The sequence below is a fragment of the Streptococcus suis YS56 genome (assembly GCF_000440115.1).
Taxonomy (GTDB): Bacteria; Bacillota; Bacilli; order Lactobacillales; family Streptococcaceae; genus Streptococcus; species Streptococcus suis_L.
The window spans coordinates 1-24724 of the sequence record NZ_ALMY01000069.1 but is presented as its reverse complement, the minus strand read 5'-3'; the positions used below and the strand labels follow the sequence as shown (position 1 = coordinate 24724).

The 24724-nt window shown below is 43.8% G+C and carries 18 protein-coding genes and 1 pseudogene; 5 read left to right on the top strand and 14 right to left on the bottom strand.

Annotation, left to right across the window (positions count from 1 at the left end; translation table 11 throughout):
* Positions 1 to 16: 16 nt before the first annotated feature.
* Positions 17 to 2284, top strand: coding sequence for a Xaa-Pro dipeptidyl-peptidase (locus tag SST62_RS0108195; RefSeq protein WP_029186952.1), 2268 nt, complete (start codon positions 17 to 19; stop codon positions 2282 to 2284).
* A gap of 71 nt (positions 2285 to 2355) precedes the next feature.
* Here the strand turns inward: SST62_RS0108195 and SST62_RS0108190 are convergent, their stop codons facing one another.
* Positions 2356 to 4755: a GAG-binding domain-containing protein gene (locus SST62_RS0108190; RefSeq protein ID WP_029186951.1), complete on the bottom strand. Its 2400-nt coding sequence runs from the start codon at positions 4753 to 4755 to the stop codon at positions 2356 to 2358.
* 141 nt (positions 4756 to 4896) lie between these two features.
* Positions 4897 to 6066: an SIS domain-containing protein gene (locus SST62_RS0108185; RefSeq protein WP_029186950.1), complete on the bottom strand. Its 1170-nt coding sequence runs from the start codon at positions 6064 to 6066 to the stop codon at positions 4897 to 4899.
* 275 nt (positions 6067 to 6341) lie between these two features.
* Here SST62_RS0108185 and SST62_RS0108180 point away from each other — a divergent pair, with 275 nt between their 5' ends.
* On the top strand, positions 6342 to 6641 hold the full coding sequence (locus tag SST62_RS0108180; RefSeq protein ID WP_002941492.1) for a YbaB/EbfC family nucleoid-associated protein: 300 nt from the start codon (positions 6342 to 6344) through the stop codon (positions 6639 to 6641).
* Between the two features lie 41 nt (positions 6642 to 6682).
* Here the strand turns inward: SST62_RS0108180 and SST62_RS0108175 are convergent, their stop codons facing one another.
* The 8 genes and pseudogenes from SST62_RS0108175 to SST62_RS01000000111680 all read right to left on the bottom strand — a co-directional run bounded on the left by SST62_RS0108175 (position 6683) and on the right by SST62_RS01000000111680 (position 16789).
* Entirely contained in the window at positions 6683 to 8449 is a 1767-nt protein-coding gene (locus SST62_RS0108175; protein ID WP_029186949.1) for a glycerophosphodiester phosphodiesterase, read from the bottom strand.
* Positions 8450 to 8639: 190 nt separating this feature from the next.
* Entirely contained in the window at positions 8640 to 9566 is a 927-nt protein-coding gene (locus SST62_RS0108170) for a transketolase family protein (protein ID WP_029186948.1), read from the bottom strand.
* Entirely contained in the window at positions 9563 to 10411 is an 849-nt protein-coding gene (locus tag SST62_RS0108165; RefSeq protein ID WP_029186947.1) for a transketolase, read from the bottom strand. Before SST62_RS0108165 ends, SST62_RS0108170 begins: the two co-directional genes overlap by 4 nt.
* Before the next feature lies 1 nt (position 10412).
* Positions 10413 to 11759 carry a PTS ascorbate transporter subunit IIC gene (locus SST62_RS0108160; RefSeq protein ID WP_029186946.1) on the bottom strand — a complete coding sequence of 449 codons (1347 nt, stop codon included), beginning with the start codon at positions 11757 to 11759 and terminating at the stop codon, positions 10413 to 10415.
* Positions 11760 to 11812: 53 nt separating this feature from the next.
* Positions 11813 to 12097: a PTS sugar transporter subunit IIB gene (locus SST62_RS0108155; protein ID WP_002935998.1), complete on the bottom strand. Its 285-nt coding sequence runs from the start codon at positions 12095 to 12097 to the stop codon at positions 11813 to 11815.
* 1 nt (position 12098) lies between these two features.
* The gene (locus SST62_RS0108150; RefSeq protein WP_029186945.1) at positions 12099 to 14141 is read right to left on the bottom strand and encodes a BglG family transcription antiterminator; all 2043 of its coding nucleotides are present in this window, start codon (positions 14139 to 14141) and stop codon (positions 12099 to 12101) included.
* A gap of 582 nt (positions 14142 to 14723) precedes the next feature.
* Entirely contained in the window at positions 14724 to 15218 is a 495-nt protein-coding gene (locus SST62_RS0108145) for a DUF536 domain-containing protein (RefSeq protein ID WP_012774919.1), read from the bottom strand.
* Positions 15219 to 15387: 169 nt separating this feature from the next.
* Positions 15388 to 16789: pseudogene (locus SST62_RS01000000111680) on the bottom strand (glycoside hydrolase family 1 protein).
* 237 nt (positions 16790 to 17026) lie between these two features.
* On the opposite strand from SST62_RS01000000111680, the gene SST62_RS0108135 reads away from it, so the two are divergent.
* From SST62_RS0108135 to SST62_RS0108125, 3 genes are all read left to right on the top strand, one after another.
* Positions 17027 to 18202, top strand: a complete 1176-nt coding sequence (locus SST62_RS0108135) for an NAD(P)/FAD-dependent oxidoreductase (protein ID WP_029186944.1) — start codon at positions 17027 to 17029, stop codon at positions 18200 to 18202.
* A 309-nt stretch (positions 18203 to 18511) separates the two neighbouring features.
* Positions 18512 to 19210, top strand: coding sequence for an ATP-binding cassette domain-containing protein (locus tag SST62_RS0108130; RefSeq protein WP_029186943.1), 699 nt, complete (start codon positions 18512 to 18514; stop codon positions 19208 to 19210).
* A 9-nt stretch (positions 19211 to 19219) separates the two neighbouring features.
* Positions 19220 to 20842 carry a hypothetical protein gene (locus tag SST62_RS0108125; protein WP_029186942.1) on the top strand — a complete coding sequence of 541 codons (1623 nt, stop codon included), beginning with the start codon at positions 19220 to 19222 and terminating at the stop codon, positions 20840 to 20842.
* Positions 20843 to 20876: 34 nt separating this feature from the next.
* Here the strand turns inward: SST62_RS0108125 and SST62_RS0108120 are convergent, their stop codons facing one another.
* From SST62_RS0108120 to SST62_RS1000000112920, 4 genes are all read right to left on the bottom strand, one after another.
* Positions 20877 to 21899 carry a YeiH family protein gene (locus SST62_RS0108120; RefSeq protein WP_029186941.1) on the bottom strand — a complete coding sequence of 341 codons (1023 nt, stop codon included), beginning with the start codon at positions 21897 to 21899 and terminating at the stop codon, positions 20877 to 20879.
* 9 nt (positions 21900 to 21908) lie between these two features.
* Positions 21909 to 22232: an AzlD domain-containing protein gene (locus SST62_RS0108115; protein ID WP_029186940.1), complete on the bottom strand. Its 324-nt coding sequence runs from the start codon at positions 22230 to 22232 to the stop codon at positions 21909 to 21911.
* Positions 22219 to 22920 carry an AzlC family ABC transporter permease gene (locus SST62_RS0108110; RefSeq protein WP_029186939.1) on the bottom strand — a complete coding sequence of 234 codons (702 nt, stop codon included), beginning with the start codon at positions 22918 to 22920 and terminating at the stop codon, positions 22219 to 22221. The genes SST62_RS0108115 and SST62_RS0108110 overlap by 14 nt, the downstream gene beginning before the upstream one ends.
* A 226-nt stretch (positions 22921 to 23146) precedes the next feature.
* Positions 23147 to 24724: DUF1542 domain-containing protein (locus SST62_RS1000000112920; protein WP_228376855.1), on the bottom strand; the 1578-nt coding region annotated here is incomplete at its 5' end.

Genomic DNA, 24724 nt, shown 5'->3' with positions numbered 1-24724 from the left:
AAAAAGAGGAGAATTTATGCGCTTTAATCAATTTTCTTTCATAAAAAAAGAGACCTCTATCTACTTGCAAGAACTTGATTCTCTGGGATTTCAACTGATTCCTAATGCAAGTAGCAAGACAAATTTAGAAACCTTTGTCAGAAAGTGCCATTTCCTGACAGAAAATACCGACTTTGCCCTGTCCAACATGATTGCGGATTGGGAGACAGATCTCCTGACCTTCTTCCAGTCTGACCGTGAGTTGATAGACCAGATCTTCTATCAAGTGGCCTTTCAGTTGCTGGGATTTGTGCCTGGTGTAGATTATACAGATGTGGAAGAATTCCGCAAAACCAGCCATTTCCCCATTGTCTATGGGGACATCGTTGATAACCTCTACCAGCTGCTCAATACCCGCACCAAGTCTGGAAACACCTTGATTGACCAGCTGGTCAGCGACGACCTAATCCCTGAGGACAATCGCTACCATTTCTTCAACGGCAAATCCTTGGCAACCTTTTCGACTAAAAACCTCATTCGTGAGGTAGTCTATGTCGAAACACCTGTTGATACGGCTGGGACTGGGCAAACAGATATTGTTAAGCTATCCATTCTCCGTCCTCACTTTGACGGGAAAATCCCTGCGGTGATTACCAACAGTCCCTATCATCAAGGAGTTAACGATGTAGCCAGCGATAAGGCCCTGCATAAGATGGAAGGGGAACTGGCTGAAAAACAAGTCGGTACCATTCAGGTCAAGCAGGCCAGCATCACCAAGCTAGACTTGGACCAGCGGGACCTACCTGTCAGCCCTGCCACTGAAAAACTGGGGCACATCACCTCTTACTCCCTCAATGACTACTTCCTCGCTCGCGGCTTTGCCAGCCTCCATGTGTCTGGTGTCGGCACGCTAGGTTCGACGGGCTACATGACATCTGGCGACTACAATCAGGTGGAGGGTTACAAAGCGGTGATTGACTGGCTGAACGGTCGCACCAAGGCCTATACAGACCACACTCGCTCGCTTGAGGTCAAGGCTGATTGGGCCAATGGTAAGGTGGCGACGACGGGACTATCTTATCTCGGTACCATGTCCAATGCCTTGGCAACAACTGGCGTGGACGGATTGGAAGTCGTCATCGCAGAAGCAGGGATTTCCTCTTGGTATGACTACTACCGTGAAAACGGGCTGGTGACCAGCCCTGGCGGCTATCCAGGCGAAGACCTGGACAGCTTGACCGCCCTGACCTACTCCAAGAGCCTGCAAGCAGGCGACTTCCTCCGCAATAAAACAGCCTACGAAAAAGGACTGGCAGCAGAACGTGCTGCTCTGGACCGCACCAGCGGCGACTATAATCAATACTGGCATGACCGCAACTACCTGCTCCACGCTGATAAGGTCAAGTGTGAGGTGGTCTTTACCCATGGCTCACAGGACTGGAATGTCAAGCCAATCCATGTCTGGAATATGTTCCATGCCCTGCCAAGCCACATCAAAAAGCACCTCTTCTTCCACAACGGTGCCCATGTTTACATGAACAACTGGCAGTCTATTGATTTCCGTGAGTCCATGAACGCCCTGCTCAGTCAAAAACTGCTGGGCTACGAGAACAACTACCAACTGCCAACGGTCATCTGGCAGGACAACAGCGGTGAGCAAACTTGGACGACCTTGGACACCTTTGGCGGTGGACAAGAGGCTGTCTTGCCACTGGGAACTGGAAGCCAGACCATTGCCAATCAGTATGCCCAAGAAGATTTTGACCGCTACGGCAAATCTTACCCTGCCTTCCACCAAGACCTCTATGCAGGCAAGGCCAACCAAGTCAGCATCGAGCTGCCTGTAACGAAGGACCTCCTGCTCAACGGACAGGTCACGCTGAAACTCCGTGTAGCTTCTAGTGTAACCAAAGGCCTCTTATCTGCTCAGCTATTGGACAAGGGAAGCAAAAAACGCCTAGCCCCGATCCCAACGCCAAAAACGCGATTGAGCTTGGACAACGGTCGCTACCATGCCCAAGAAAATCTGCTGGAGTTGCCTTATGTAGACATGCCACAACGCTTGGTAACCAAGGGCTTTATGAACCTGCAGAACCGCACCGACCTGATGACTGTCGAGGAAGTGGTGCCAGACCAATGGATGGACCTGAGCTGGAAACTGCAGCCGACCATTTATCAGCTGAAAAAAGGCGATGTCTTGGAGTTGGTTCTCTACACCACCGACTTTGAATGCACTGTTCGGGATAATTCTCAATGGCAAATCCACCTTGATTTAAGTCAATCACAGTTAATTTTACCGCACTAATATTTGATTTTCAGTTCTAAAAAGAGGCTGGGCGTTTCCGCCCAGCCTCTTTGTTGCTGTTTCATAATGGTTTAGATTTGATCTTTAGATTTTTTGTTTATAGCTGTAGCGACTACTGCCAAGCTAATTCCAGCTAAACCAAGGCCTACTAAGGCTAGGTTATTGCGTTGTTCACCTGTTGCAGGTAGGGTTGCTTTGTTTGCAGAAGGTGCACCTTTATGACTCATTGCCGGATTCGATTGTACTGAAGGAGTTGTTTTTACTTCTTCTTTCTTCATTTCCAAGCTACCTTTTACAAGGATACGGTTTTGACCTTCAACAATAGTCTCTGATAATAGGTTGGTTGCGACAACTTTACCATCAACTATGACATCTTGATAAACAGATACTTTTTTACCTGCTTTTCCTTCTTGAAGAAGGTATGATTTGCCAAGCGCTAGGCTTGCATCATATCTGATTTCTTCTTTGATAGGGAGAGCTTCTTCTACCTTGCGTTCTTTTGTTGTGAAGTCTAGCTTTGGTTTTTCCGCTGTTTTTGGTGCGACTTCTGGAACTGCTGTCTTAGGTGCAGAGTCTTCCGCTTTTGGTTTCTCTGCCTTTGGCATTTCCTCCTTCGGCATGTCTTCTGCTTTCGGTTGCTCCATTTCCGGTTGCTTAGCCTCTGGCATCTGTTTGTCAGACTCTACTTTATCAGTTTTCGGTGCTTCCATTTGTGGTTTGTCCACTTTTGGTGCTGGAGTGTCTGGCATTTCCGCTTTTGGTTCTTCCATTTTCGGATCGTCCATTGGAGTTTCCGGTACTGGGGCTGGAGTGTCTGGCATTGGAGTCGGAGCTGGTGCTTCTTCCTCCGCTTTTGGCGCTTCTGGTGTTGGCTTATCAGCCTCTGGTTCCATTGGTTTTGGTCCCTCTTCCTCTTTTGGTGTGTCTGGAATTGGAGTTGGGGCTGGAACCTCTTTCTCATCTTTAGGAGCTTCCGTGTCAGTTTTCGGTGTTTCTTCCTTCGATTCTGGAGTTTTTTCTTCTGTCTTAGGTGCCTGTGTTTCCTCTTCTACTTTCGGGGTTGGAGTGGCCTCCTCTGCTTTTGGTGCTTCTGGTGTTGGCTCTGCATCCGGTGCTGGAGGAGTTGGCTTATCAGCCTCTGGTTCCATTGGTTTTGGTCCCTCTTCCTCTTTTGGTGTGTCTGGAATTGGAGTTGGGGCTGGAACCTCTTTCTCATCTTTAGGAGCTTCCGTGTCAGTTTTCGGTGTTTCTTCCTTCGATTCTGGAGCTTTTTCTTCTGTCTTAGGTACCTGTGTTTCCTCTTCTACTTTCGGGGTTGGAGTGGCCTCCTCTGCTTTTGGTGCTTCTGGTGTTGGCTCTGCATCCGGTGCTGGAGGAGTTGGCTTATCAGCCTCTGGTTCCATTGGTTTTGGTCCCTCTTCCTCTTTTGGTGTGTCTGGAATTGGAGTTGGGGCTGGAACCTCTTCCTCTTTCGGGGTCGGTACTGGAGCTGGTGTTTCTTCCTTCGTTTCTGGAGTCTTCTCTTCTACTTTCGGAGCGTCCTCTTTCGGTGCTGGGACATCTGGTATTGGTGCAGGAACTTCCTCCTCGGATTTCGGTGCTGGAGCTTCTGGAATCGGAGTCGGAGCTGGAGTGTCTTCCTCAGCTTTTGGTGCTTCTGCTTCCGGTGTTGGAGGAGTTGGCTTATCAGCCTCTGGTTCCATTGGTTTTGGTCCCTCTTCCTCTTTTGGTGTGTCTGGAATTGGAGTTGGGGCTGGAACCTCTTTCTCATCTTTAGGAGCTTCCGTGTCAGTTTTCGGTGTTTCTTCCTTCGATTCTGGAGCTTTTTCTTCTGTTTTCGGAGCTTCTGGTACTGGAGCAGGCTCTTCAGCTTTCGGCTCTAGCTTTTTAACTATTTCTTTAATCTTTTCAAACGCTTGTTCTGCTTCGTTAACAGAAGCTTGTAAATTTAAAGCTTCTTGACTACCATAGTTTTTACCATTGGTCTGCTCCAAATGTTGCTTGTACTCTTCTTCAATTTCTTTATTATCAGGATATTTTTTACGATACTGAGCAACTTGACGCGTCAAACGCTCCCATTTAATATGATTTCCAAAGTCAACTAAAGGGTCAATATTTGGAATTTGGGAATCTTCCTCCTTCAAAGAAGAAACTCGAGCCATTTCTTTTGTTCCAAAATCAGAAAACTCCTTCCACAAATAATCTTGAATAGGGTAAGCTGATTTCTCGTACTTTTCAAGTTTCTCCAACTCTGCCAAGTCCATTTTTAGCTCTTCCACAAGTTCTTTGAGGTGTTGAAGAGGTGTTTTTTTAACTTCGGTATCCTCTGTGGCTGGGGAAGAATCCATCATCGCAAAAGCGGTTGGTGTCGAGACTCCCGCCCCAAGTAAGCAAGTAGCAATTAACACCGAGCCTACACCGACTTTAAATTTACGAATACTATACCTGAATTTTTTATTTGCAGTTTCCATTTCTATTCATTCCTAATTATATTTTATTATATACTATCATTATACCATGATATTCGAGTGAGTGGGTGTGTTTTTTATGTGTTTTTTATGTGTTAAAACTCTACCGAATAGCTCTATTTCTTCATCATTGAATAGATGTGCCTATTTTTCTAAAGGATGAATTATCACACCCTGTACCACACGGTTGACGGTACCTGTTGGTGATGGTGTATCTGGTAAATTCTTGCATTTGATAGCTGCCATGATAGATACTGTTTGGGCAAAGATGATGTAAGGGAAGGTTAGGAAGACATCTGGTAAATCTGCTCCACCCTCTGCCAGGACAAAATTAGCTGCCTCGGTACCTGCTAGCTTATCAGCCGACAAGGCAACAATTCGCTCTGCTATGCCATCACCATGCACCTCATTGAGCAAGTCCACATCGTACTGGCGAGTATAAGCATCGTTTGATGCAAGGAGGAAAATCAAGGTCTTTTCATTGATGAATGATTTTGGTCCATGACGGAAGCCGAGTGGGGACTCGTACATGGTCGCAATCTTACCTGCCGTCAATTCCAAAATCTTGAGCTGTGCTTCATGGGCTACACCATAGAAGCCACCTGAACCGAGGTAAATCACCCGTTCAAAATCAAGGTCAATCAATTCTTGTACATAATCCTCGCGGTCCAAGACATCTTGACCTAGACGGGCAATGGCCTCAACCCAAGTAGCTTTTTCTTCTTGACTGGCTGGAGAGAATACGAGGAGGGCTGTCAGAGCCATACAGCTATAAGAGCCTGTCATGGCAAAGCCTTTGTCATTTGAACCAGCCGGTTGCAAGAGTAAGAGATTTTCCGCATCCCCCTCAGCCGCAATCGCCAATTTGCCCTCTGGTGCACAGGTAATGGTCACTTGATAAAGTTGGTCAACCAATTGTTTGGCTACTTCTACCGCTGCGACGCTTTCTGGGGAGTTACCTGAACGAGCAAAGGATACCAAAACTGTTGGGACATCCGCCTGTAAATAATCGTGTGGACGACCAACCAATTCAACCGTACCAATGGCAGAAAAACGAATGTGTTTCAAGTCATTAACTTGGTTGAGGTAGTTGGCAATACTTTGACCAACGAAGTCTGAAGTCCCTGCACCAGTGAAAATCACATGAACAAAGTCATGCTTGTCCTTGATGGCTGTTAGGAAGGCTTCAATCTTCTCCAGCTGGTCAATATAGAGTTGATGAGCCTCTTTCCACAAGCCAGGCTGTTGGTAAATCTCAGTCGCTGTGATAAAGGCTCCCAATTTTTCTAATTCTTCTTTTGCTAAACGGAACATAGCTCCTCCTTGTTTTCTGGTTATAACCAGTTTTTTCTTATATTATAGCGAATTTATCTCTCAAAGTCAATTTAAAATAGATTAATATGTCAAATTGATGTCCAATATTGCTGACTATAACTTATTTTAAGAAGGTAGCATTATCTACATAAAACATGTTATAATATTTACTACGCCTCTGCCTTTGAAAATTTTTAACAATAAGGAAAAATAAGGCAAGGAAAATTTACAAACAAGGTCTAAACCCTTGATAGGAAAGGAATCTTAAAAATCTTATGATGAATATGCAAAACATGATGCGCCAAGCTCAAAAACTTCAAAAACAAATGGAGAAGAGCCAGGCTGAGTTGGCTGCCACTCAATTTACTGGTAGCTCTGTACAGGACTTGGTTACTGCTACTTTTACTGGAGATAAGAAATTGGTTTCTATCGACTTCAAGGCTGATGTTGTGGATGCAGACGACCTTGAAACCTTGCAAGAAATGACAATCCAAGCCGTCAACGCTGCACTTACAAAAGTTGACGAGGCAACTCAGAAAAAACTAGGTGCCTTTGCAGGTAAATTACCATTTTAAGACAGAAAAGACGCGATTGGGCCAGGCCTTCGCGTCTTTGTTTATTCAAAATTATAAATCAAAGACTGAAATTGCAGGAAAAAGAGGTCTGGATAACGTCGATTCTCTTTCATTTCCTCCATCAGACTTTGGAGATCGGTCATGTTGTCAGTGATGATACCATCCACTTGTAGCAGCAACATCTTGGTCATACTCTCTTCTTCATTCGGTGTCCAAGCATAAACCGACTTCCCACGAATCCAAGATTTTACCATAAAGTTTTGATCAAGCGAGGTATACTCCATAGTATAGCCGTCAGCAACCGTCGTCGGATAGATAGAGTTGAACGGAAGAATAAAGAAGGATACTAATTTCTCGCTATACTGCTTTATTTCGATAATAGTACGGTAGTCTAATGATTGCATTTGGTGTCCTTTGGCAATCAAACGTTGACCGTATTTTTTTAAAAAATTCTGGGTGAGTTTTGGCGAATCTGCCTTGGTCACTTTAATTTCTACCAATAATTTCTGTCCCAGCTCATCCGCTTTTTCAAGATATTCATCAAAAGAAGGAACTGGAGCTGCCATGCCGTTTTCTGATGCAGTCATCCCTGTCAACTCTGCAAGAGTATAGTCATGTGTACCTCCGGGATTGCCCGTCAAAGCCAATAAATCCGTATCATGCATGACAATAAACTGACCATCCTTCGTCTCCTGAACATCCATCTCAATGTAGTCTGGCTTGAGTTGAGAGGTTTTCTCTAGGGCCTCGATAGAGTTCTGGACAGCATTGCCATTGTCAACACCGCGATGGGAAATGGTAACTGGCAGGGTATCGAAGGGATAGTAGAGTGCAAGCGCTCCTTGGGTACCGAATACCAGACCAGATACTAGCAAAATTGCCAATCGCAGGCGATGACGGAGGCGTTTACGGCGGTAGTTTGGCAATTGTTTCCCTGTTAAGAGACTAATGAATCCCATCATAAAGAGCGCAACTACTCCGTAGTAGGCTAATTTTAGGATTGCATAACAAACAACTGCCAGCCAATATGAAGGGCCTGTGTCTGGTAGATAAGGTTCAACCACTAGCTGTACTAGATAGAGCAATATCCCTATTCCTGTGAATAGGAGGACTGGAAAAGTGACCAGCCAAATCAGACGGAAAAAGGAACTGACTTGTTTTCTTCCCCTGGTCTTCTTCCAAGAATAAGCGATGGACTCCTTCACACTCCTGTGTTCAAAGTAAATGTTCGGCAGAGCGTACATAAAGCGTGATGCGAGCCAGAAGAACAAGAGGAGAAAGAACAAAATCAATATCCCTAGCCAGACTGTGTTAGATAGGTAATCTACGATAAATTGGGGTACTACGATTTTATTAAAATAATAGATATTTAATACCCGTCGTAAAAACGGGAGAAGAATAACTGAGTAAAAGAGCAGAAATAAAACCTTTGGTAGGCTGCTGTGACGGATAATCGCCACCATACTATCTCGTACATCCCGTAAATAGTCGGGGAGGTGCTTGACTTTTTCATCCAACAGTTGCCAAACCCCTGTGAACAATAGAGCTAATTCTAGATAGGCAATGGCAATGTTGACAAAAAAGAGGAGAATAAACAAGCCTGTCACGAGCAGATTTTCAGCAAACACCGACAACAAATTCGTCGGTGAAAGGTAGGCATGCCCTGTCATAGCTAAGAGTCCCTCAGAAATCCATGAATTGAGCGGTATCCAAACAAATTCCATAAAGGTAAACAGGGTAAAAAAGAGCAAAAGAATCTTGTCTAAGTTGTAATATATTTTTTGAAATTCACGTTGTATCTTTTTCATGATTCTAGTGTCCCATATTCTGACAGGAATTGCAAGCCTTCATCAAGGATGGAATATTGTGAAAGTAATGAATGAAGTATAGAAAAAATCAAGCTCCTAAGTGGAGCTTGATTTTTTACATTTGATTTGCTTTCCTATTTCCAAGCCAAAGTAAATCGAAAGGCTACATAAAATACGAATCACTATCTCACTATTGTTGTAACATTAATTGTGCTTGTTTAACAATATGCTCTGCTGTCAGTCCATAAACATCCATCAAATAGGCCTGTTGGCCAACTTGACCAAATGACTCCTCAATACCAATTCGATGTACTGGGGTCGTCAAATCTGTAGCCATTAATTCACAAATGCTACTACCTAGGCCGCCAATTCGATTATGATTTTCTACGGTTAATACTGGCCTTCCTGATAATAGAGCTGGTATGTCTTCATGAATTGGTTTGATACGAAAAAGATCAATGACTTGAACAGATACTCCTTGAGCCTCTAACTGATCCGCCGCCTTTAATGCCTGCTCTACCATAATACCACTCGCAAGCAAGGTCATATCCTCCCCTTGCCTAAGGACACAGTAGCCTTTGCTAAAATCTTCTCCACCTTGATAAATAGCCGTTGGAGCTTTCCGAATGGTACGAATGTACTTCAACCCGTCTACCTTGATGGTTTCTTTTAGAACAGCTTGAAACTGGACATCGTCACTGACCTCATAAACACGCGCTTTTGGAATGAGCCGCATTAAGCCCAGCTCCTCAAACGGCATGTGAGTCCCACCATTCATCTCCGCTGATACCCCCGCATCGGAACCAATGATCGTGGCATTAAGCTGGGCATAAGCTAGAGAGATAAACACCTGATCATAGACTCTACGACTAGCAAATGGTCCGAAAGTATGAATGTATGGCTTGTATCCTAGAAGAGATAATCCAGCTGCTACCCCTACCATTTCCTGTTCCATGATACCTACATTGACATAGCGTCCACCCAGAACAGAGGACAATTTGTTGGTAGCCATTGAACTGGATAAATCTGCTTCAATAGCTGCTATGGTTGTGTCTTCCTGCCCTACCTGAGCTAGAAAATCACTATAAACCAGTCGCATCTCCTTTGTCTGTCTCATTCCGTCACCTCCAACTCTCTCGCTAAAACAAGAGTTACTTGCTCTAAATCTTCCCGTAATTGACCCGACAAACGCAAATGGTGATTGCTTTCTAATTCTTCTAAGAAGGTAACTCCCTGCCCCTTAGTAGTATCCAGAACGATACATTTTGGTTGAGGAGACTTACTTGACTTCATTGTTAGAATAGCATTTATAATAGCATCTATATCGGCACCATTCACACGCACTGATTCCCAACCAAAAGCCTGAAATTTTTCAACAAAATCAAAGGTTTGGCAAATATCATGGGTACGACCATCTAGTTGTTTTTTATTGTCATCCACAAACAGAATCAGTTTCGATAATTCGTGGTGGGCTGCAAACTGAGCTGCTTCCCAGCATTGACCTTCGTTAAGCTCCCCATCCCCTACCAGAGTATAGGTATAGTACGGTGACTGTTCTATCTTCTTACCATAAGCAACACCTGTCGCGACACTCATCCCTTGCCCCAACGAACCTGTTGTCATATCCACCCCTGGCGTTAAGTTTCGGTCAGGGTGTGAAGGCAAATGTGTTCCATTTTGATTTAGCGACAAGAGAAAATCTCTATCAAAGAAGCCTTTCAAATACAACGTACTATAAAGTGCTGGACCTGCATGTCCCTTAGACAGAATAAAGTGATCCCGCTCCTTAGAAGAGAAATTCAGGACACGAATGTCCAGAATTTCTCCATATAGAGCAGCCAACACTTCTACGATTGATAAGCTACCACCATAATGACCAAATCCTAATTGATTCAAAGTCGCCAAGGTATGGTAGCGAATTTCTTTGGCAAATCGTTTCAAATCAGCTGTACCACTAGTCATATTATCCTTCTTTCTGTTCTTTTTTCACCAATGACAATCCAAGCATCAAGGCCAATACTGCAAAAATACCAACAGAAACTGTGAGAATACCGCCATTTTTAGCAAGAATTCCCAAGAAAATACCTGATATACCAAAATCTGCATCTGAGAATGTTGAACCTACAAAACCAAGGTCTCCCAAAACTGGGAGCAAGAACACCGGTAAGAAACTGATGAGAACGCCTTGCATAAAAGCACCGCAAACAGCTCCACGAACACCACCTGAGGCATTCCCCATAACACCTGCAGTAGCTCCACAGAAGAAGTGTGGTACGACACCTGGAAGGATAACGACACCGCCAGTCAAGGCAAGAATAATCATGCTGACAATACCCCCTGCAAAACTAGAGATAAAGCCAATCAACACGGCGTTTGGTGCATAAGGATAAACAACTGGGCAGTCTAGGGCTGGTTTGGAATTCGGAACCAACTTCTCTGAAATTCCTTTGAAGGCTGGAACAATTTCCGCCAAAATTAAGCGTACACCAGATAAGATAACAAAAACACCTGCTGCAAAAGTTCCACCTAGGGTCAAGGCATAAATCATACTGTTAGTACCGCCACTAAGGTTTTCCTTAATATAATCACCGCCTGCAAACAAAGCCACAATCATGTAAATCAAGGACATAGAAATGGCAATGCTGACAGTTGAATCACGCAAGAATGCCAAACCTTTAGGGAAATTAATATCCTCCGTAGACTTAGACTTATCACCGACCAAACCGCCTACTACACCACTCAACCAGTAACCAAGTGCACTGAAGTGACCTAGAGCAACATGATCATTTCCTGTCAATTGAATCATGTATTTTTGAACGAAGGCTGGGGAGAGTGTCATAATCAGACCTAAAGCCAACCCACCCATCACAATTAAGCCGACAGAAGTGAATCCTGCAACACTCATGATAACTGCAATCATACAGGCCATATATAGTGTGTGGTGTCCTGTCAAGAAAATATATTTAAAGCGTGTAAAGCGAGCAATAACAATATTGAAGACCATTCCAAGCAACATAATCAAGGATGTAGCAGTTCCATACTTATCCAAAGCCATCGCTACAATAGCTTCATTATTTGGAACAACCCCTTTCAAGTTGAAAGCTTGTTCAAACATTTGACCAAATGGCTCAAGCGAGCCAACAATAATATTCGCTCCACCACCAACAACAATAAAACCAACAAAAGTTTTCAAGCCCCCCTTAATTAAATCTGCTGCGGGCTTTTTCTGTAAGGCTAAACCTAGAATAGCAATGAGAGCAACCAGAATTGCCGGAGTTTTAGCAATATCAATGAGAAAATCCAATATCATTTTCTGTCTCCTTTATAATTTTATCTTTGCGGGTCATCCCCCGTGTATACGATTTAAACCAAACCTTTTTCTTGACAGATAGCCGTGACAAGTTCCCTCAACTCATTCATATCAATAATACTATTCAATATTCGAACATCTCCTAAATGAGTTGCAGAATCAGCCAGGTCACGTCCGACAATCCACACATCTGCTTCACTCGGATTGGCACCACCTAAATCATAATGCTCCACATGAACATCTGATACACCTAAATCTCGCAAAATGGATTCAATATTCATTTGAACCATAAAGCTAGAGCCTAAACCTGAGCCACAGGCTGTTCCAATTCGTAACATATTACTGTTCCTCCTTTAATAAATGTTGTACGTCGGCAAATTCTTTGGCGCCGACAAGTTGTTGAATATTTTCTTCTTCTCGCAAAATTTTTGTCAAATGCGAGAGTGCTCTGAGATGGGTTTGATTATCCACGGCTGCAATACAAATGAACAGCTGAATTTCATGACTAGGATCATCCAATAGATAAACTGGCTTATCCAATACCAACATTGACATCCCTACCTCATTAACCCCATCTTCTGGTCGTGCATGTGGAATCGCAATTCCTTTACCTAGGTCAATAAAAGGACCAAACTCCTCTACCTTCGCTATCATAGCATCAATATATCGAGTTTCTATAGCTCCTTTATCTACCAGAGGTCGTGCAGCCAGGGCAACTGCTTTTTGCCAATCTAAAACTTCCTCAGACCATTGAAAGGTCTCTTTTGTAATCAATTCTTCTAACATAGGACTCCTTCCCCTTTGCTCATGGGAGCGTTGATTGAGAAACTGCACCAATTCATATTTTAAAGCCTGCTCCTGATGAATGGTTGCATGTTTCCCAACAAGTGATAATAACTGCTCAATCTCAATCGGAAAATAAGCTGCATTTGGGAAATGCTGATTAACCAAATGAAATAATTCTTTTTTATGATTAGAGGTCATCAGCTGGGATACCAAGAAAAATGGTAGCTCTATATTCAGCTTGATAGTTCCAAATACCATGTCATAGTCTGTCATGTCTAGCATCTTCCAATCCTGTAAGGAATGGGTATCGGCAAAATAGATATTAGGAAATAGTTGCCGTAGATTTTCTTTTACAATCAGCGAAGAGCTCACTCCATTTGGGCAAACAACCAAGGCCCGATAACGATATGAACGTTGTTGACCTGCTTCGATGTAGCCACCAAAGTGGATGACAAAATAAGATACCTCACTATCTGGTATAGTAAAACCTAGATGCTCTTCCAAAGGCCGCAAAGCTTTTTTTACAAGATAGAACAAGTCGGCATGCTCTTCTTTGATGGTTTCAGTATATGAATTGACATTTACCAAACGAGATGTTAAACGGTAGTAAGCAGGAATTAGGTGACGTTGCAAACCTTCAATCATTTCCGAGCGATGTTCAAAAGCAATTAAGGACAAACGTTCCATCTCTTCCACTATTTCTACAGTCAAGTGGTAAAATAGGTCATCCTTTTCTCCGCTCTCACCTTCTAAGCATCCTTGCAGTAAATGTGATAGATACTCTTGTGTCGCAGCATTTAATTCTAATGTGCTAGTACTTTTTAAACGTAATAATTTCCAAAGGCGTTGCAGAAAATCTTTTACAAACCCTACCTTTCCTTCAAAATTCCAGTTAATAAGGTTGCCAACACGCGCCTGACGGATAAATAAAAATATCAAAAAATACAAATATTCATCCAATCTCTCTTCTAAAGCTGAGACTTTATAATAATTGCAAGCTTGTTGACTCACTATTTTCAATTCTTCAATAGGATTTTCCTCACCCCAAGATTTAAGAATATAATCCAAAGCCCACACACCAATCGAAGACTGCAAACAATTACTGAGTGCATAAAGCGCCAAGCGATGTTTATCTTCTTCTCGACCAATTAGATGATAGCCTTTCGCCCTCGTATATTCCAAACGTACTTGAAAGTTCAAGCAAAGTTCCTTTACATTCTTAATATCCGTCAACGTTGTATTACGGCTCACACTCAATAATTCTTGGTAGTGAACGTTTGATACAAATTCTTTTCGGATAAAGGTATAAAGATAGATAAGAAGCTGTCTTTCTTCTTGCGAAAGATAGATCTGGCGATTGCGAAAGAGCGAAAATACACTTTCTTTTTGATTGTAAAGCTCCGTAGAAATAACAAACTCGCTATCTTTGTATTGTATCTGCGGGAAGGAATGTTCTTGCAACAATTGATTGACTAGTTCCAAATTAGAATGTAGCTGCTCCTTTTCAATTCCTGTTTGAATACTAAGTTCGTACAAACTTTCTTTTCGAGTCGCAAACAATTCCATCAGAATTGCCATGGTACGATTATCAACCATATTTTCCTCCTTGTCTTAATTGTATCCCTTTTCATTTCTGATTTCTAGAGTCTTTGAGCCCAATTAATATAATGAAAAACAAAAATTCAATTGTGCTCACTACTTAAACTAAAAAAGATTGGTGCCCACCAATCTTCTTATATCACATATCATCTTCCATTTTTTAGCGCGGGCTGAAACAGTCTATCCCCAGACTGTACCTCGCTTTCCTATTTCCAAGCTCGGGCTGAAACAGTCTATCCCCAGACTGTACCTCGCTTTCCTATTTCCAAGCTCGGGCTGAAACAGTCTATCCCCAGACTGTACCTCGCTTTCTTATTTCCAAGCGCGGGCTGAAACAGTCTATCCCCAGACTGTACCTCACTTTCCTATTTCCAAGCTCGGGCTGAAACAGTCTATCCCCAGACTGTACCTCGCTTTCCTATTTCCAGGCTCGGGCTGAAACAGTCTCTTCCCAGACTGTTTCACTCCCCCGGACCTTTATTCGCTCTCTTGTTTCCAAGCTCATGATAAAAAGGTCCCCCGGACCTTTATTCGCTCTCTTGTTTTCAAGCTCATGATAAAAAGGTCCCCCGGACCTTTTTATTTCCCAAACAAACGTGCAAAGAAGCCTTTAGCTTGCACTTCTTCTGCCTGTGCTTTAACTTCGTCCAATTCCAACTTGAGAACTTCCTTATCGGCCATAGCTTTTAGTGTCAATTGCTGTTGCTGATCTAACTGTTTATCCTTCTCAGCAATCTGCACATCTTTGACCTTGAGTTGTTCATCTTTTTCGGCAAGTTGCTTATCTTTGGCTTTTAATTGACTATATAAGCGGATGATTTCAGCATTTTTCTCGTCAACTAAAATTTCCATCAATTCACGATGCTTGACTTCATCGCTAATCGGCTCATCTTCAAAAATGGTTGTTTTGTAGATTTCCTCCAACTTAATCAAGCCAGCACGGTTTACAACGGTCACACCCTTGTCATTTTTATCTACAAATTCTTCAGGAAGTGATTTGACACGATTATTCATAGCCTGCCGGCTCACTCCTAAAATTTCAGCTAACTCACTGACTGTTTTTTCGATTCCCATAATATCCTCGGTACTTACATTTCTCATAGTTTGTATCATTAAAATATTACCACAGAACCCTATCCCTGTCAAATCTAGGGGAATTTTCTTACCAAGCATTAGTGGATAATCACAAACCTCAAAAGCATCCTATCTCAATGCAATGTTATGTAGAAACGAAATATACATTCTATCTAATAAAACCATTTTTAGCACTCACTTGCTTGAACCAATATCCAGATTTTTTGACAGTACGCTTCTGAGTTTGGAGGTCAAGCGAGACCAAACCGTATCGGTTTTTATAGGCATTTAACCAAGACCAGCAGTCAATAAAGGTCCAGACCCATATAGCCCTTACAGTTCGCCCCTTCATCAATACCTCGATGGAGCTGAATCAAATGGTCTTCCATGAATTTAATCCGATAGTCATCCTGAATCATGCCATTTTCTTCAAAAACATCCTCCCCTTCAACTCCCATGCCGTTCTCAGTTACCAACCATTCGATATTCCCATAGTTTTCCTGGATATTTTTGGCAATGTCGTACAGCCCTTCTTCATAAATTTCCCAGCCTCTATGGGGATTGATTTTCTTGTCAGGCTTATCATAAGGCAGGAAATATCGGGATAGGAAAGTGGCTTCTCCGTTCCATCCATCTTCTGAAGGAGCCTGCACGCGCAGGGGCTGGTAGTAATTTACCCCCAGGAAGTCAACCCTATTTTCTTTGATAATGGTCAATTCCTCCTCTGTGGTTTCTGGACGTAAACCGTGTTTTTCAAGAATGTCAACCAGTTCCCTCGGGTATTGTCCCAAAACAGATGGATCCAAAAAGCTTCTCGTTTGAAATAGCTCAGCAATCCGCGCTTCCTGTAAATCTTCTGGACTCTGACTTCTTGGATAGGCAGGAGTAAGATTGAGAACAATGGAAATTTTGTGGTCTGGGTGTAGTTGGTGACAGGCCCGAACAGCCAAAGAACTAGCTAGTTGAGTATGATACGCTACGACCACAGCTGCCTTTGCATCCACCTTGCAAGGATAATGATAGCTTCCTAGATAGCCACATTCTACTGGAACAATGGGTTCATTAAAGGTGATCCAATAATCCACCAGATCTCCAAAGAGACTGAAACACTGGCGAGCATAAGCCTCATAGGCCCACACAATCTCCTTATTTTCCCACCCCCCTTTTTCCTGTAAGACATAGGGTAAATCGAAATGATAAAGATTGACCAAAAGCTTTATCCCACGCTCTCGAATACCTGCAAATACAGCCCTATAAAACTCCACAGCTTGCGGATTGACCTCGCCTATCCCTTTCGGAATCAGACGTGACCACTGTATAGAGGTGCGAAAAATACTATGACCTGTTTCCACCAACAAATCCAAATCTGACTGGAAATGTTCATAGAAAGTAGATGTTTGTTCCGATCCTATTTGCTGGTGAAAGAGCTCAGGTTCCTGATTGTACCAGTAATCCCAGTTATTCCACCCCTTTCCATCACCAGCTACGCTTCCCTCACTTTGAGACCCTGAAGTGGAGGAGCCCCACAAAAAACCTTCTGGAAAACGATACTCTCTTTGCTCAGTTACCATTCTTCTACCTACTTCCTTTCATACTACAGACGGAATTGTTAGAACCTGAATTCACAATGCAGCCTCCACAAAAATACTTTGCTTGTACATACAGGCTCCTGATAAAAACTAATTTCCCTCAGTCTAAGTATACTCCCCTAACCCGTCAATGGTCTTCCGCTATTTCAAGGAAAAACTCCACAAATCATAGCAAAGACTCAAACTACTTTCTTGATGAAAATATGATACAATAAAGGCATGAATACAGTAGATACCATTATTATCGGAGCAGGGCCTGCAGGCATGATGGCCGCTATTTCTTCCAGCTTTTACGGCAAGAAGACCCTACTCCTCGAAAAAAACAAGCGTTTGGGCAAAAAACTATCTGGCACAGGTGGCGGACGCTGCAACGTGACCAACAACGGCACACTGGAGGACCTGCTGGCTGGCATTCCTGGAAATGGCCGCTTTCTTTACAGCGTCTTTTCCCAGTTTGACAACCACGACATCATGAATTTCTTTCAGGAAAATGGGGTCAAGCTCAAAGTCGAGGACCACGGCCGTGTCTTTCCGACCACCGACCGTTCCCAGACCATTATCAAGTGTCTGGAGATGAAGATGCTGGAAAATGGCGTGGACATCCGCACAGGAACTGAGGTGGTTTCCGTCCGCAAGATTGATGACCTCTTCCATGTCAAGACCCGCGAGGAAACCTTTACCGCACCCCAGCTGATTGTCACTACCGGCGGCAAGACCTATCCCTCCACTGGCTCGACTGGCTTTGGTCACGACATTGCCCGCCACTTCAAGCTAGAAGTCACGGAGATTGAGGCTGCAGAAAGCCCCGTTCTGACCGACTTCCCCCACAAGAAGCTCCAAGGCATTTCCCTGGACGACGTCACCCTGACCTACGGCAAGCACGTCATCACCCACGACCTGCTCTTCACCCACTTTGGCCTGTCGGGCCCCGCTGCCCTTCGTCTGTCTAGTTTTGTCAAAGGCGACGAAACCGCATTTCTCGATGCTCTGCCGACCCATTCTGAACAAGATTTGTTTGAACATTTAGAAGCCAACAGGGAAAAATCCGTCAAGAATGCCCTCAGAGAACTCATGCCAGACCGCCTAGCAGACTTTTTCGCTGAAAACTATGATAGCAAGGTCAAGCAAGTTTCTCAAAAGAACCTGGCCCAGCTAGTCACCCTCATCAAAGCCTTACCTATCAAGATTACAGGCAAGATGTCCCTGGCCAAATCCTTTGTGACCAAGGGTGGCGTTGACCTCAAGGAAATCAATCCAAAAACATTGGAAAGTAAGAAAATTCCTGGCCTTCACTTTGCCGGTGAGGTCTTGGACATCAATGCCCACACAGGTGGCTTTAACATTACCTACTGTCTAGCAACTGGCTGGGTGGCAGGGAGTTCCTATTCTTCGTAAATCAAACTCAGACGTTGTTGACTTGATTTGATGAACTTCAGTTCTATCTACATCTAGTGTCACGAACTACGTTCGCTCTATCTCCAACCTCCAAAGGTTCCCCGAACCTTTTTGTAGCGAACTTTGTTCGCCTTATCTCCAACCTCCAAAGGTTCCCCGAACCTTTGGAGCTAGTCTGAGTTCGATTTCCTTTGAGTAGTACACTACTAATTATTTCATGACTGAAAAATTCAAGCAAAAATTTGCTTGAATTTTTTTGTTCATTATTGTATGATAAAGTCATAACAATATAACAAGAGGAGATTCGCTATGCAACTGAAACTGTCTTCTATTTCTAAAAAATTTGACCACAAGATGATTCTGGAGGATGCCAGTTTTCAATTTGAACAAGGCAAGATTTACGGCTTGCTGGGACGGAACGGGGCTGGTAAGACAACCTTGTTTAACTGTATTGCTCGAAATCTGACACTAAACAGTGGCAGTATCCAGTTTGTAGAGAGGGAAGAACTGATTGACTACGACAATACGGACATCGGTTTTACCCAGACCTATCCGCAACTGCCTGCTTTTATGACGGCCTATGAGTTTGTCCGTTTCTATATGGACATTCACAAGGATAAACTCAAATCTCTTCGCAGTCCAGAAGAATGGCTAAACTTGGTCGGTATCGGGGAAGAAGACCAGCATCGCCTGCTCAAGGATTTTTCCCACGGTATGCAGAACAAGGTCCAGTTGCTTCTGTCTTTGATTGTCCAGCCACCTGTCCTTCTCTTAGATGAGCCGCTGACTTCCTTTGACCCTGTGGCTGCCCACGAGTTTAAGCAGCTCATTCGGGAAGCAAAAAAAGATTCCGTCATTATCTTTTCCACCCACATTCTCCAATTAGCACAAGACCTCTGTGATGAGATTGTTTTGCTCCATCACCAAGAATTGCAGGCTGTTCCAAGCGACAAACTCCACGACCCTGATTTTGAACAGGAGATTGTTCAGCTACTGACAGCAGATTAGGAGGAGCATATGAAAACCATTCTACGTTATTTTTGGTATCGGGAAAAGTATGCTCTCCATCGCTCCGTCAACGGATTTTTCTACTATCTCCGGAAACTGCCACTTGTTGGAAAGAGCATTCCAGAAAGTATTTTCAAGTCTTACAGTTTTAAGTCTGGTCTCTTTTTGATCCTGCACATCCTCTCCATCCCCAGTCGCTTTTTGACCAAGGGCTTCTGGTTGGTTTTTCATTTCTATCATGCTTCTTTCTGGATGAATATCCTAGCTACCGGGGAACCGACCTTTTGGATTATTCTTCCAAACACTTGGCTCCTTGGCTTTATGTTCTGGTTTTTGTTTGTCGGACTAAACTATCGTTTTAGCAAAGGTCTAGACCCAGTTATCTCGAAAGCAGATAGAGAATTTATGCAGAACTTCAGTCTTTCACAATCTAACTTTCTGCAAAGCCAACTCTTTATCGAACCTTTCCTGACTACCATTTACTATCTTCCAGCCTTAGTTATTTTTTGCCTAATGACAAATCAATGGCTGGTCTTTCCTGTCGGTCTGATGACCGTACTAGCAGGTCACCTGACTGGTCATGCTCTCAATCGTTGGTTCTTTGAACATCGTATTTTAACCCGTCGCAATTCTTGGCATGCTTGGCTATGGATCGCATTTGTTTTTGTTTTATATGTTCTGGCTATTTTCTTCCGTCATCAGCTCTCCTTAGGCATGCTAGTCCCTATCCTGCTTGTCCAACCATTTCTGATTTGGCTTAGCTATGGTTATTTGAAGCAACAGACCAACCACCTTGATTATCTTTCCTATTGCATGGACCAGTCCTTGCAAATGGATAAGAAATTGTTTGAGCTGACCAAGGGTAACGAGTATACTCGTCAGGGTTTGCAGATGCAGGCTAAGCTGAGTACAGAAAAGGGAAAAGACCTGTCCCACCTGTCTGGCATGACCTACTTAAACGCTCTGCTATTTGACCGCTACAAAAAAGTCCTCTATAAGAAGGTGCGGAACTGGGTCTTGGCACTAGTAGTCATTTTGGCAGCCCTGGAGGGGATTCGTTACTTTTTAGAGCCGTTTACCTTTACGGAAGACTACTTGCTCCAATTCTTACCGCTTTCCTTCATGATTATGTATGTAGCTTCGTCGGGCAAGGTGGTGGCTCAGATGGTCTTTGTTAACTGCGATATTTCCATGCTTCACTATCCTTTTTATCGTGAGGCTAAGACCATTATCGCTGGTTTTAACTACCGATTTTTGCAAACCTGCAAGCTCAATTTCATCTTTGCGACTAGCCTCTTTTTGGTAATCCTGATCCTGTGGCGGTTTGCTCTCAGCTTGGAAACCGTTCTTCTGACCGCTCTGCTTCTGCTGAGTTTGACAGCTCTCTTCTCCTTCCACGACCTCTTTATCTACTATATCCTCCAGCCTTTTACAAAGGATATGGAGGTGGTCAACCCAGTCTATAAATTTCTCAGCGGTGCCCTCTACTGGGTAGCCTACCTCAACACCCAGCTGGACCTAGGCAGTCACTTGTATATCCTACTCATTTCCCTGGCTATGATTGCCTATGTCAGCATCGGTTACTGGATTTTATTGAAAAAAGCTCCGCAGACTTTTAGATTGAAAGCATAAAAACAGCCTCTCGCAAGAGAAGGCTGTTTTACTGTTACCATATACCCAAAATCGCCTGCCCAACCAGTGTCAACATGGTCACGCCTAGCCAACAAACTAGTCCAACAAAAAGAGCTGCTCTGCCATTTTTCACCAAAGCAAGCACATTGGTCCGCAAACCAATGGCCGCCATAGCCATACAAATGAGGAACTTGGACAGGGTTTTGAGCGGAGTAAAAATCTCCGCACCCAGTCCAAAGTGACCTGCAAGACTTGTCACCAAACTGGCTAGGATAAAGTACAGAATGAAGGTTGGAAAACCTGCCAAGAGGGACTTCTTGTCTGCCTGCTCCCCCTTCCCTCGAGCCTGCCATATCGCCAAAACCGACGTAATGGGAATAATGGCCAGAGTCCGTGTCAACTTAACCGTCACTGCCGTGTCCAAGGTCTGACTGCCCAATCCGTAAAGGCTATCCCAGGTGGCTGCTGTTGCGGTCACCGACGAGGTGTCATTGACCGCCGTTCCGGCGAACATCCCAAAGGCCTGACCCGAATCGGTCGAAAACCCAAGCCAAGTTGCCAAGGTCGGAAAGACCAAAGCTGCCAAGACATTAAAGAGAAAGATGACTGAGATAGCTTGTGCCACATCCTCATCATCCGCCTGAATAATGGGAGCTGTCGCCGCAATGGCTGACCCTCCACAGATAGAGGTCCCTACACCAATCAAGGTCGCCAGACGAGAGGAAATGGGCAACCATTTCCACATCAGAAATGCCAAAAACAAGGCAATACTGATGGTTGACAGAATAATTGGAAGTGATTGGCGACCGACTGCAAGGACCGCAGATAAGTTTAATCCAAATCCCAAGCAAATCACCGCATACTGCAAAATCTTCTTAGAGGTAAAAATCAAGCCTGACTGAAAGGCATTTTTCCTTGAAATGTAAGAATGCAAGCTCATCCCGATTAGAAGGGCAAAAACAGGCCCACCCACTAGTGTAACCCAACTTCCTAAGCACTGGCTGATTGCAGCCAAGACCAGACACAATCCGATACCTCTGGCATTTTCCTTAACCATAAGCCCCTCCTAGAAAATCAAGCGGAGAGCAGCTGTCGTCAAGACACCAACCACTACTGCGAGGAGGATATTTTTGGTTCTTAGGACCACCAAAAAGGTCGGAATGAGGGCCAGACTTTCGACGGGGAGAAGGCTGGGAAGGGAGCCCACCTTTTCGTCCATGATGCTGGACAGGGTCAGGGCAAAGATAATGGTAATGGGTAGAAAGCTGAGAAATTTCACCAACTTTGGAGGCAGGGATTTGTTCTGCGTCAGTACAAAAGGCAGGACGCGTGGTACCCAGGTCACTAGGGCCGCCGCCAGAATAATCAATAGAATACTAGTTTTTATCATCAATCATCACCCCCACAAAACAACCTAAGAGCGTCGCCAGAAGCACCGCCACATAGGACGATACCAGCACAGACAGGCCGACATAGGCTAGACCAACCGCCAGCAAAATCAAACCGATTTTTTTCAAAGGAATAGTCCGAGCCATAGCCTCCAGCTGACCTGAAAAAATGCCGACAAACATGGCAACCAAGGCAAAATCCAAGCCAAACTGCTCGGGATTTGGAATCAAACCACCGATGAGATTGCCCAGAGTGGTAAAGATAACCCAAGAAGCATAGCTAGCGAAGTTGTTACCGTACATCCAGCTAGGGGCAATCTGCTTTTCCTCAATGTGTTTCCGCAAGAGAACCGCATAGGATTCATCTGTTAAAAATGAGCCAATCAAGATGTTGGAGCCCAGCCTATTTCCCTGAAAAATGGTCGTCGTATGCAGGCACATGAGAAAATTCCTCAGGTTGACAAAGAAAACCGTCACCGCAATCGACAACAAGGGAGCACCTGCCAAAATCATGGCACACATGACAAATTGAGCACTCCCTGCATAGACCAAGAGGCTCATTAAGCCCATTTCCACCGCAGAAATGCCTGAATTGACCGAAACGACACCGCAGGCTAGGCCGATACTGGCATAGCCCAGAGCTGTGGGAATAGCATCCCGCAAACCCTCACGAAAAGCATGTTCCTTCATTCCATATCTCCTTAATAATTCGTAAAAAGTATTCTCTCATTTTCTCACATTGTAACTCGTTTTTCAACCATTTTCTACAAAAACAAAAGGACCTAAAGTCTATTGACTTTAGATCCTTTTTATTTGAGCTGTACAGATAGATGATCCATCAAGAGGCATCCACATGTACTCAACTTTCTGAGAAAAGATTGTTCCTCCTCAAAGAGTTTTCGATGAATAGCCTATTTTAAGCTTCTTCTTCGTCTTTTTTTCTCTTTGCTGCGAAAAGTGCTAAGCCCATTCCAAGAACTGCTAATCCAAGTGAAGTTGCTGAAGTTGCTTTTTCACCTGTATTTGGCAATTGCTTAGCTTTCTTATCAGCCTTATTCGCATTTGTAGCTGCAGATTTCACTTTCACTCCTGCTGCAGGATTGTTTGCATCTACTGCTTCAACTTCTGCTGAACCTAATCCTGAAACATTTCCAGCCATATCTTTAGAGTAAGCTGTCACAACTGTTCCTGGCTTGATAGCAGAACCTGGAATCATAACTTGACCAGTAGTAGGGTTCACCGTAACTACCGAATCAATTGTTGACCATAGCCCATTTGCACCTTTAGTAACAATAACTGTTTGTTGCTTACCATTTTTATCTACATACGTAATAATAAGCTCAACTGCTTCTTTAGAAGGTGTGACAACAACACTTCCTTCCTTACCTACTGTAACTTGAGGAGCTGCTGTATTCGCACGTCTAACAACTTCTTCTTGTGTCAATACATCAATTGAACCATCTGGGTACTTGATTGACACAGAAGCACCTTTAGAAACGATAATCTCAGTTCCTTCTGGGAATGTATTGTTCTCTTCAAGGAGAGCCTTGATGCGAGCAATTTCTTCTTCAGTCAAGTTGTTTGGATCAAGTACTGGTGTTACTGTTACAACTGGTTTGATAAGAGCTGAAAGTGGAAGTTTGATTTCGTCCAATGCATGATGAGTTCCAGCACCGTTGATAGAAATAATCGCTTCTTCAACAGCTTTATCGATTTCAGCTTTAGCAGCTGCTTTCTCTTCTGGTGTCAAGTTTGGATTTGCATCGATAGCAGCTTTCGCTTTCTCTGCTTCTTCCATAAGCTTGTTCTTAGCACCTTGTTTAGCTGCATCAAGAACATTTTCTGCAATAGAAGCGTTGCCCTTATCTTTAGCAGCTTGAACTTCAGCTGAAGACGTTGAACCGTCAATTGCTTTATTTGCTTCTGCTGCTGATGCATCTACTGCATCTTTGGCAACTACTTTCTCAGCATCTGACAAGTTTGGATTTGCATCAATGGCTTTCTTAGCATCTTCCGCTGCTGCCTTGATTTCTTCTTTAGCAAGTGCTTTTTCACCTACAAGAGTTACTGCGTCAACTGCATCTGCTGTTGTTGCTGCATCGATAGCTTCGTTAGCTTTTGCCAATTCAGCATCTACTGCATCTTTAGCTGCTTGTTTCTCAGCGTCTGTCAAGTGAGTGTTTACATCGATAGCTGCTTTCGCATCATCAGCTGCCGCTTTAAGCTCTTCTTTAGCGACTGCTTTCTCACCTACAAGAGTAACCGCATCTACTTCGTCAGCTGTTGTTGCAACGTCGATGGCATCGTTAGCTTTTGCCAATTCAGCGTCTACTGCATCTTTAGCTGCTTGTTTCTCAGCGTCTGTCAAGTGAGTGTTTGCATCGATAGCTGCTTTCGCATCATCAGCTGCCGCTTTAAGCTCTTCTTTAGCAACTGCTTTTTCACCTACAAGAGTGACTGCATCTACTGCATCTGCTGTTGCTGCTGCGTCGAT

What these genes read in the sequence shown, in the direction of transcription:
- SST62_RS0108170 (WP_029186948.1), bottom strand. Translation starts at nt 9,566, where the DNA reads ATGAGACAGACAAAGGAGATGCGACTGGTTTATAGTGATTTTCTAGCT.
- SST62_RS0108125 (WP_029186942.1), top strand. Translation starts at nt 19,220, where the DNA reads ATGAAAACCATTCTACGTTATTTTTGGTATCGGGAAAAGTATGCTCTC.
- SST62_RS0108110 (WP_029186939.1), bottom strand. Translation starts at nt 22,920, where the DNA reads ATGAAGGAACATGCTTTTCGTGAGGGTTTGCGGGATGCTATTCCCACA.
- SST62_RS0108120 (WP_029186941.1), bottom strand. Translation starts at nt 21,899, where the DNA reads ATGGTTAAGGAAAATGCCAGAGGTATCGGATTGTGTCTGGTCTTGGCT.
- SST62_RS0108195 (WP_029186952.1), top strand. Translation starts at nt 17, where the DNA reads ATGCGCTTTAATCAATTTTCTTTCATAAAAAAAGAGACCTCTATCTAC.
- SST62_RS0108160 (WP_029186946.1), bottom strand. Translation starts at nt 11,759, where the DNA reads ATGATATTGGATTTTCTCATTGATATTGCTAAAACTCCGGCAATTCTG.
- SST62_RS0108190 (WP_029186951.1), bottom strand. Translation starts at nt 4,755, where the DNA reads ATGGAAACTGCAAATAAAAAATTCAGGTATAGTATTCGTAAATTTAAA.
- SST62_RS0108150 (WP_029186945.1), bottom strand. Translation starts at nt 14,141, where the DNA reads ATGGTTGATAATCGTACCATGGCAATTCTGATGGAATTGTTTGCGACT.
- SST62_RS0108155 (WP_002935998.1), bottom strand. Translation starts at nt 12,097, where the DNA reads ATGTTACGAATTGGAACAGCCTGTGGCTCAGGTTTAGGCTCTAGCTTT.
- SST62_RS0108135 (WP_029186944.1), top strand. Translation starts at nt 17,027, where the DNA reads ATGAATACAGTAGATACCATTATTATCGGAGCAGGGCCTGCAGGCATG.
- SST62_RS0108165 (WP_029186947.1), bottom strand. Translation starts at nt 10,411, where the DNA reads ATGACTAGTGGTACAGCTGATTTGAAACGATTTGCCAAAGAAATTCGC.
- SST62_RS0108130 (WP_029186943.1), top strand. Translation starts at nt 18,512, where the DNA reads ATGCAACTGAAACTGTCTTCTATTTCTAAAAAATTTGACCACAAGATG.
- SST62_RS0108145 (WP_012774919.1), bottom strand. Translation starts at nt 15,218, where the DNA reads ATGGGAATCGAAAAAACAGTCAGTGAGTTAGCTGAAATTTTAGGAGTG.
- SST62_RS0108175 (WP_029186949.1), bottom strand. Translation starts at nt 8,449, where the DNA reads ATGAAAAAGATACAACGTGAATTTCAAAAAATATATTACAACTTAGAC.
- SST62_RS0108185 (WP_029186950.1), bottom strand. Translation starts at nt 6,066, where the DNA reads ATGTTCCGTTTAGCAAAAGAAGAATTAGAAAAATTGGGAGCCTTTATC.
- SST62_RS0108180 (WP_002941492.1), top strand. Translation starts at nt 6,342, where the DNA reads ATGATGAATATGCAAAACATGATGCGCCAAGCTCAAAAACTTCAAAAA.
- SST62_RS0108115 (WP_029186940.1), bottom strand. Translation starts at nt 22,232, where the DNA reads ATGATAAAAACTAGTATTCTATTGATTATTCTGGCGGCGGCCCTAGTG.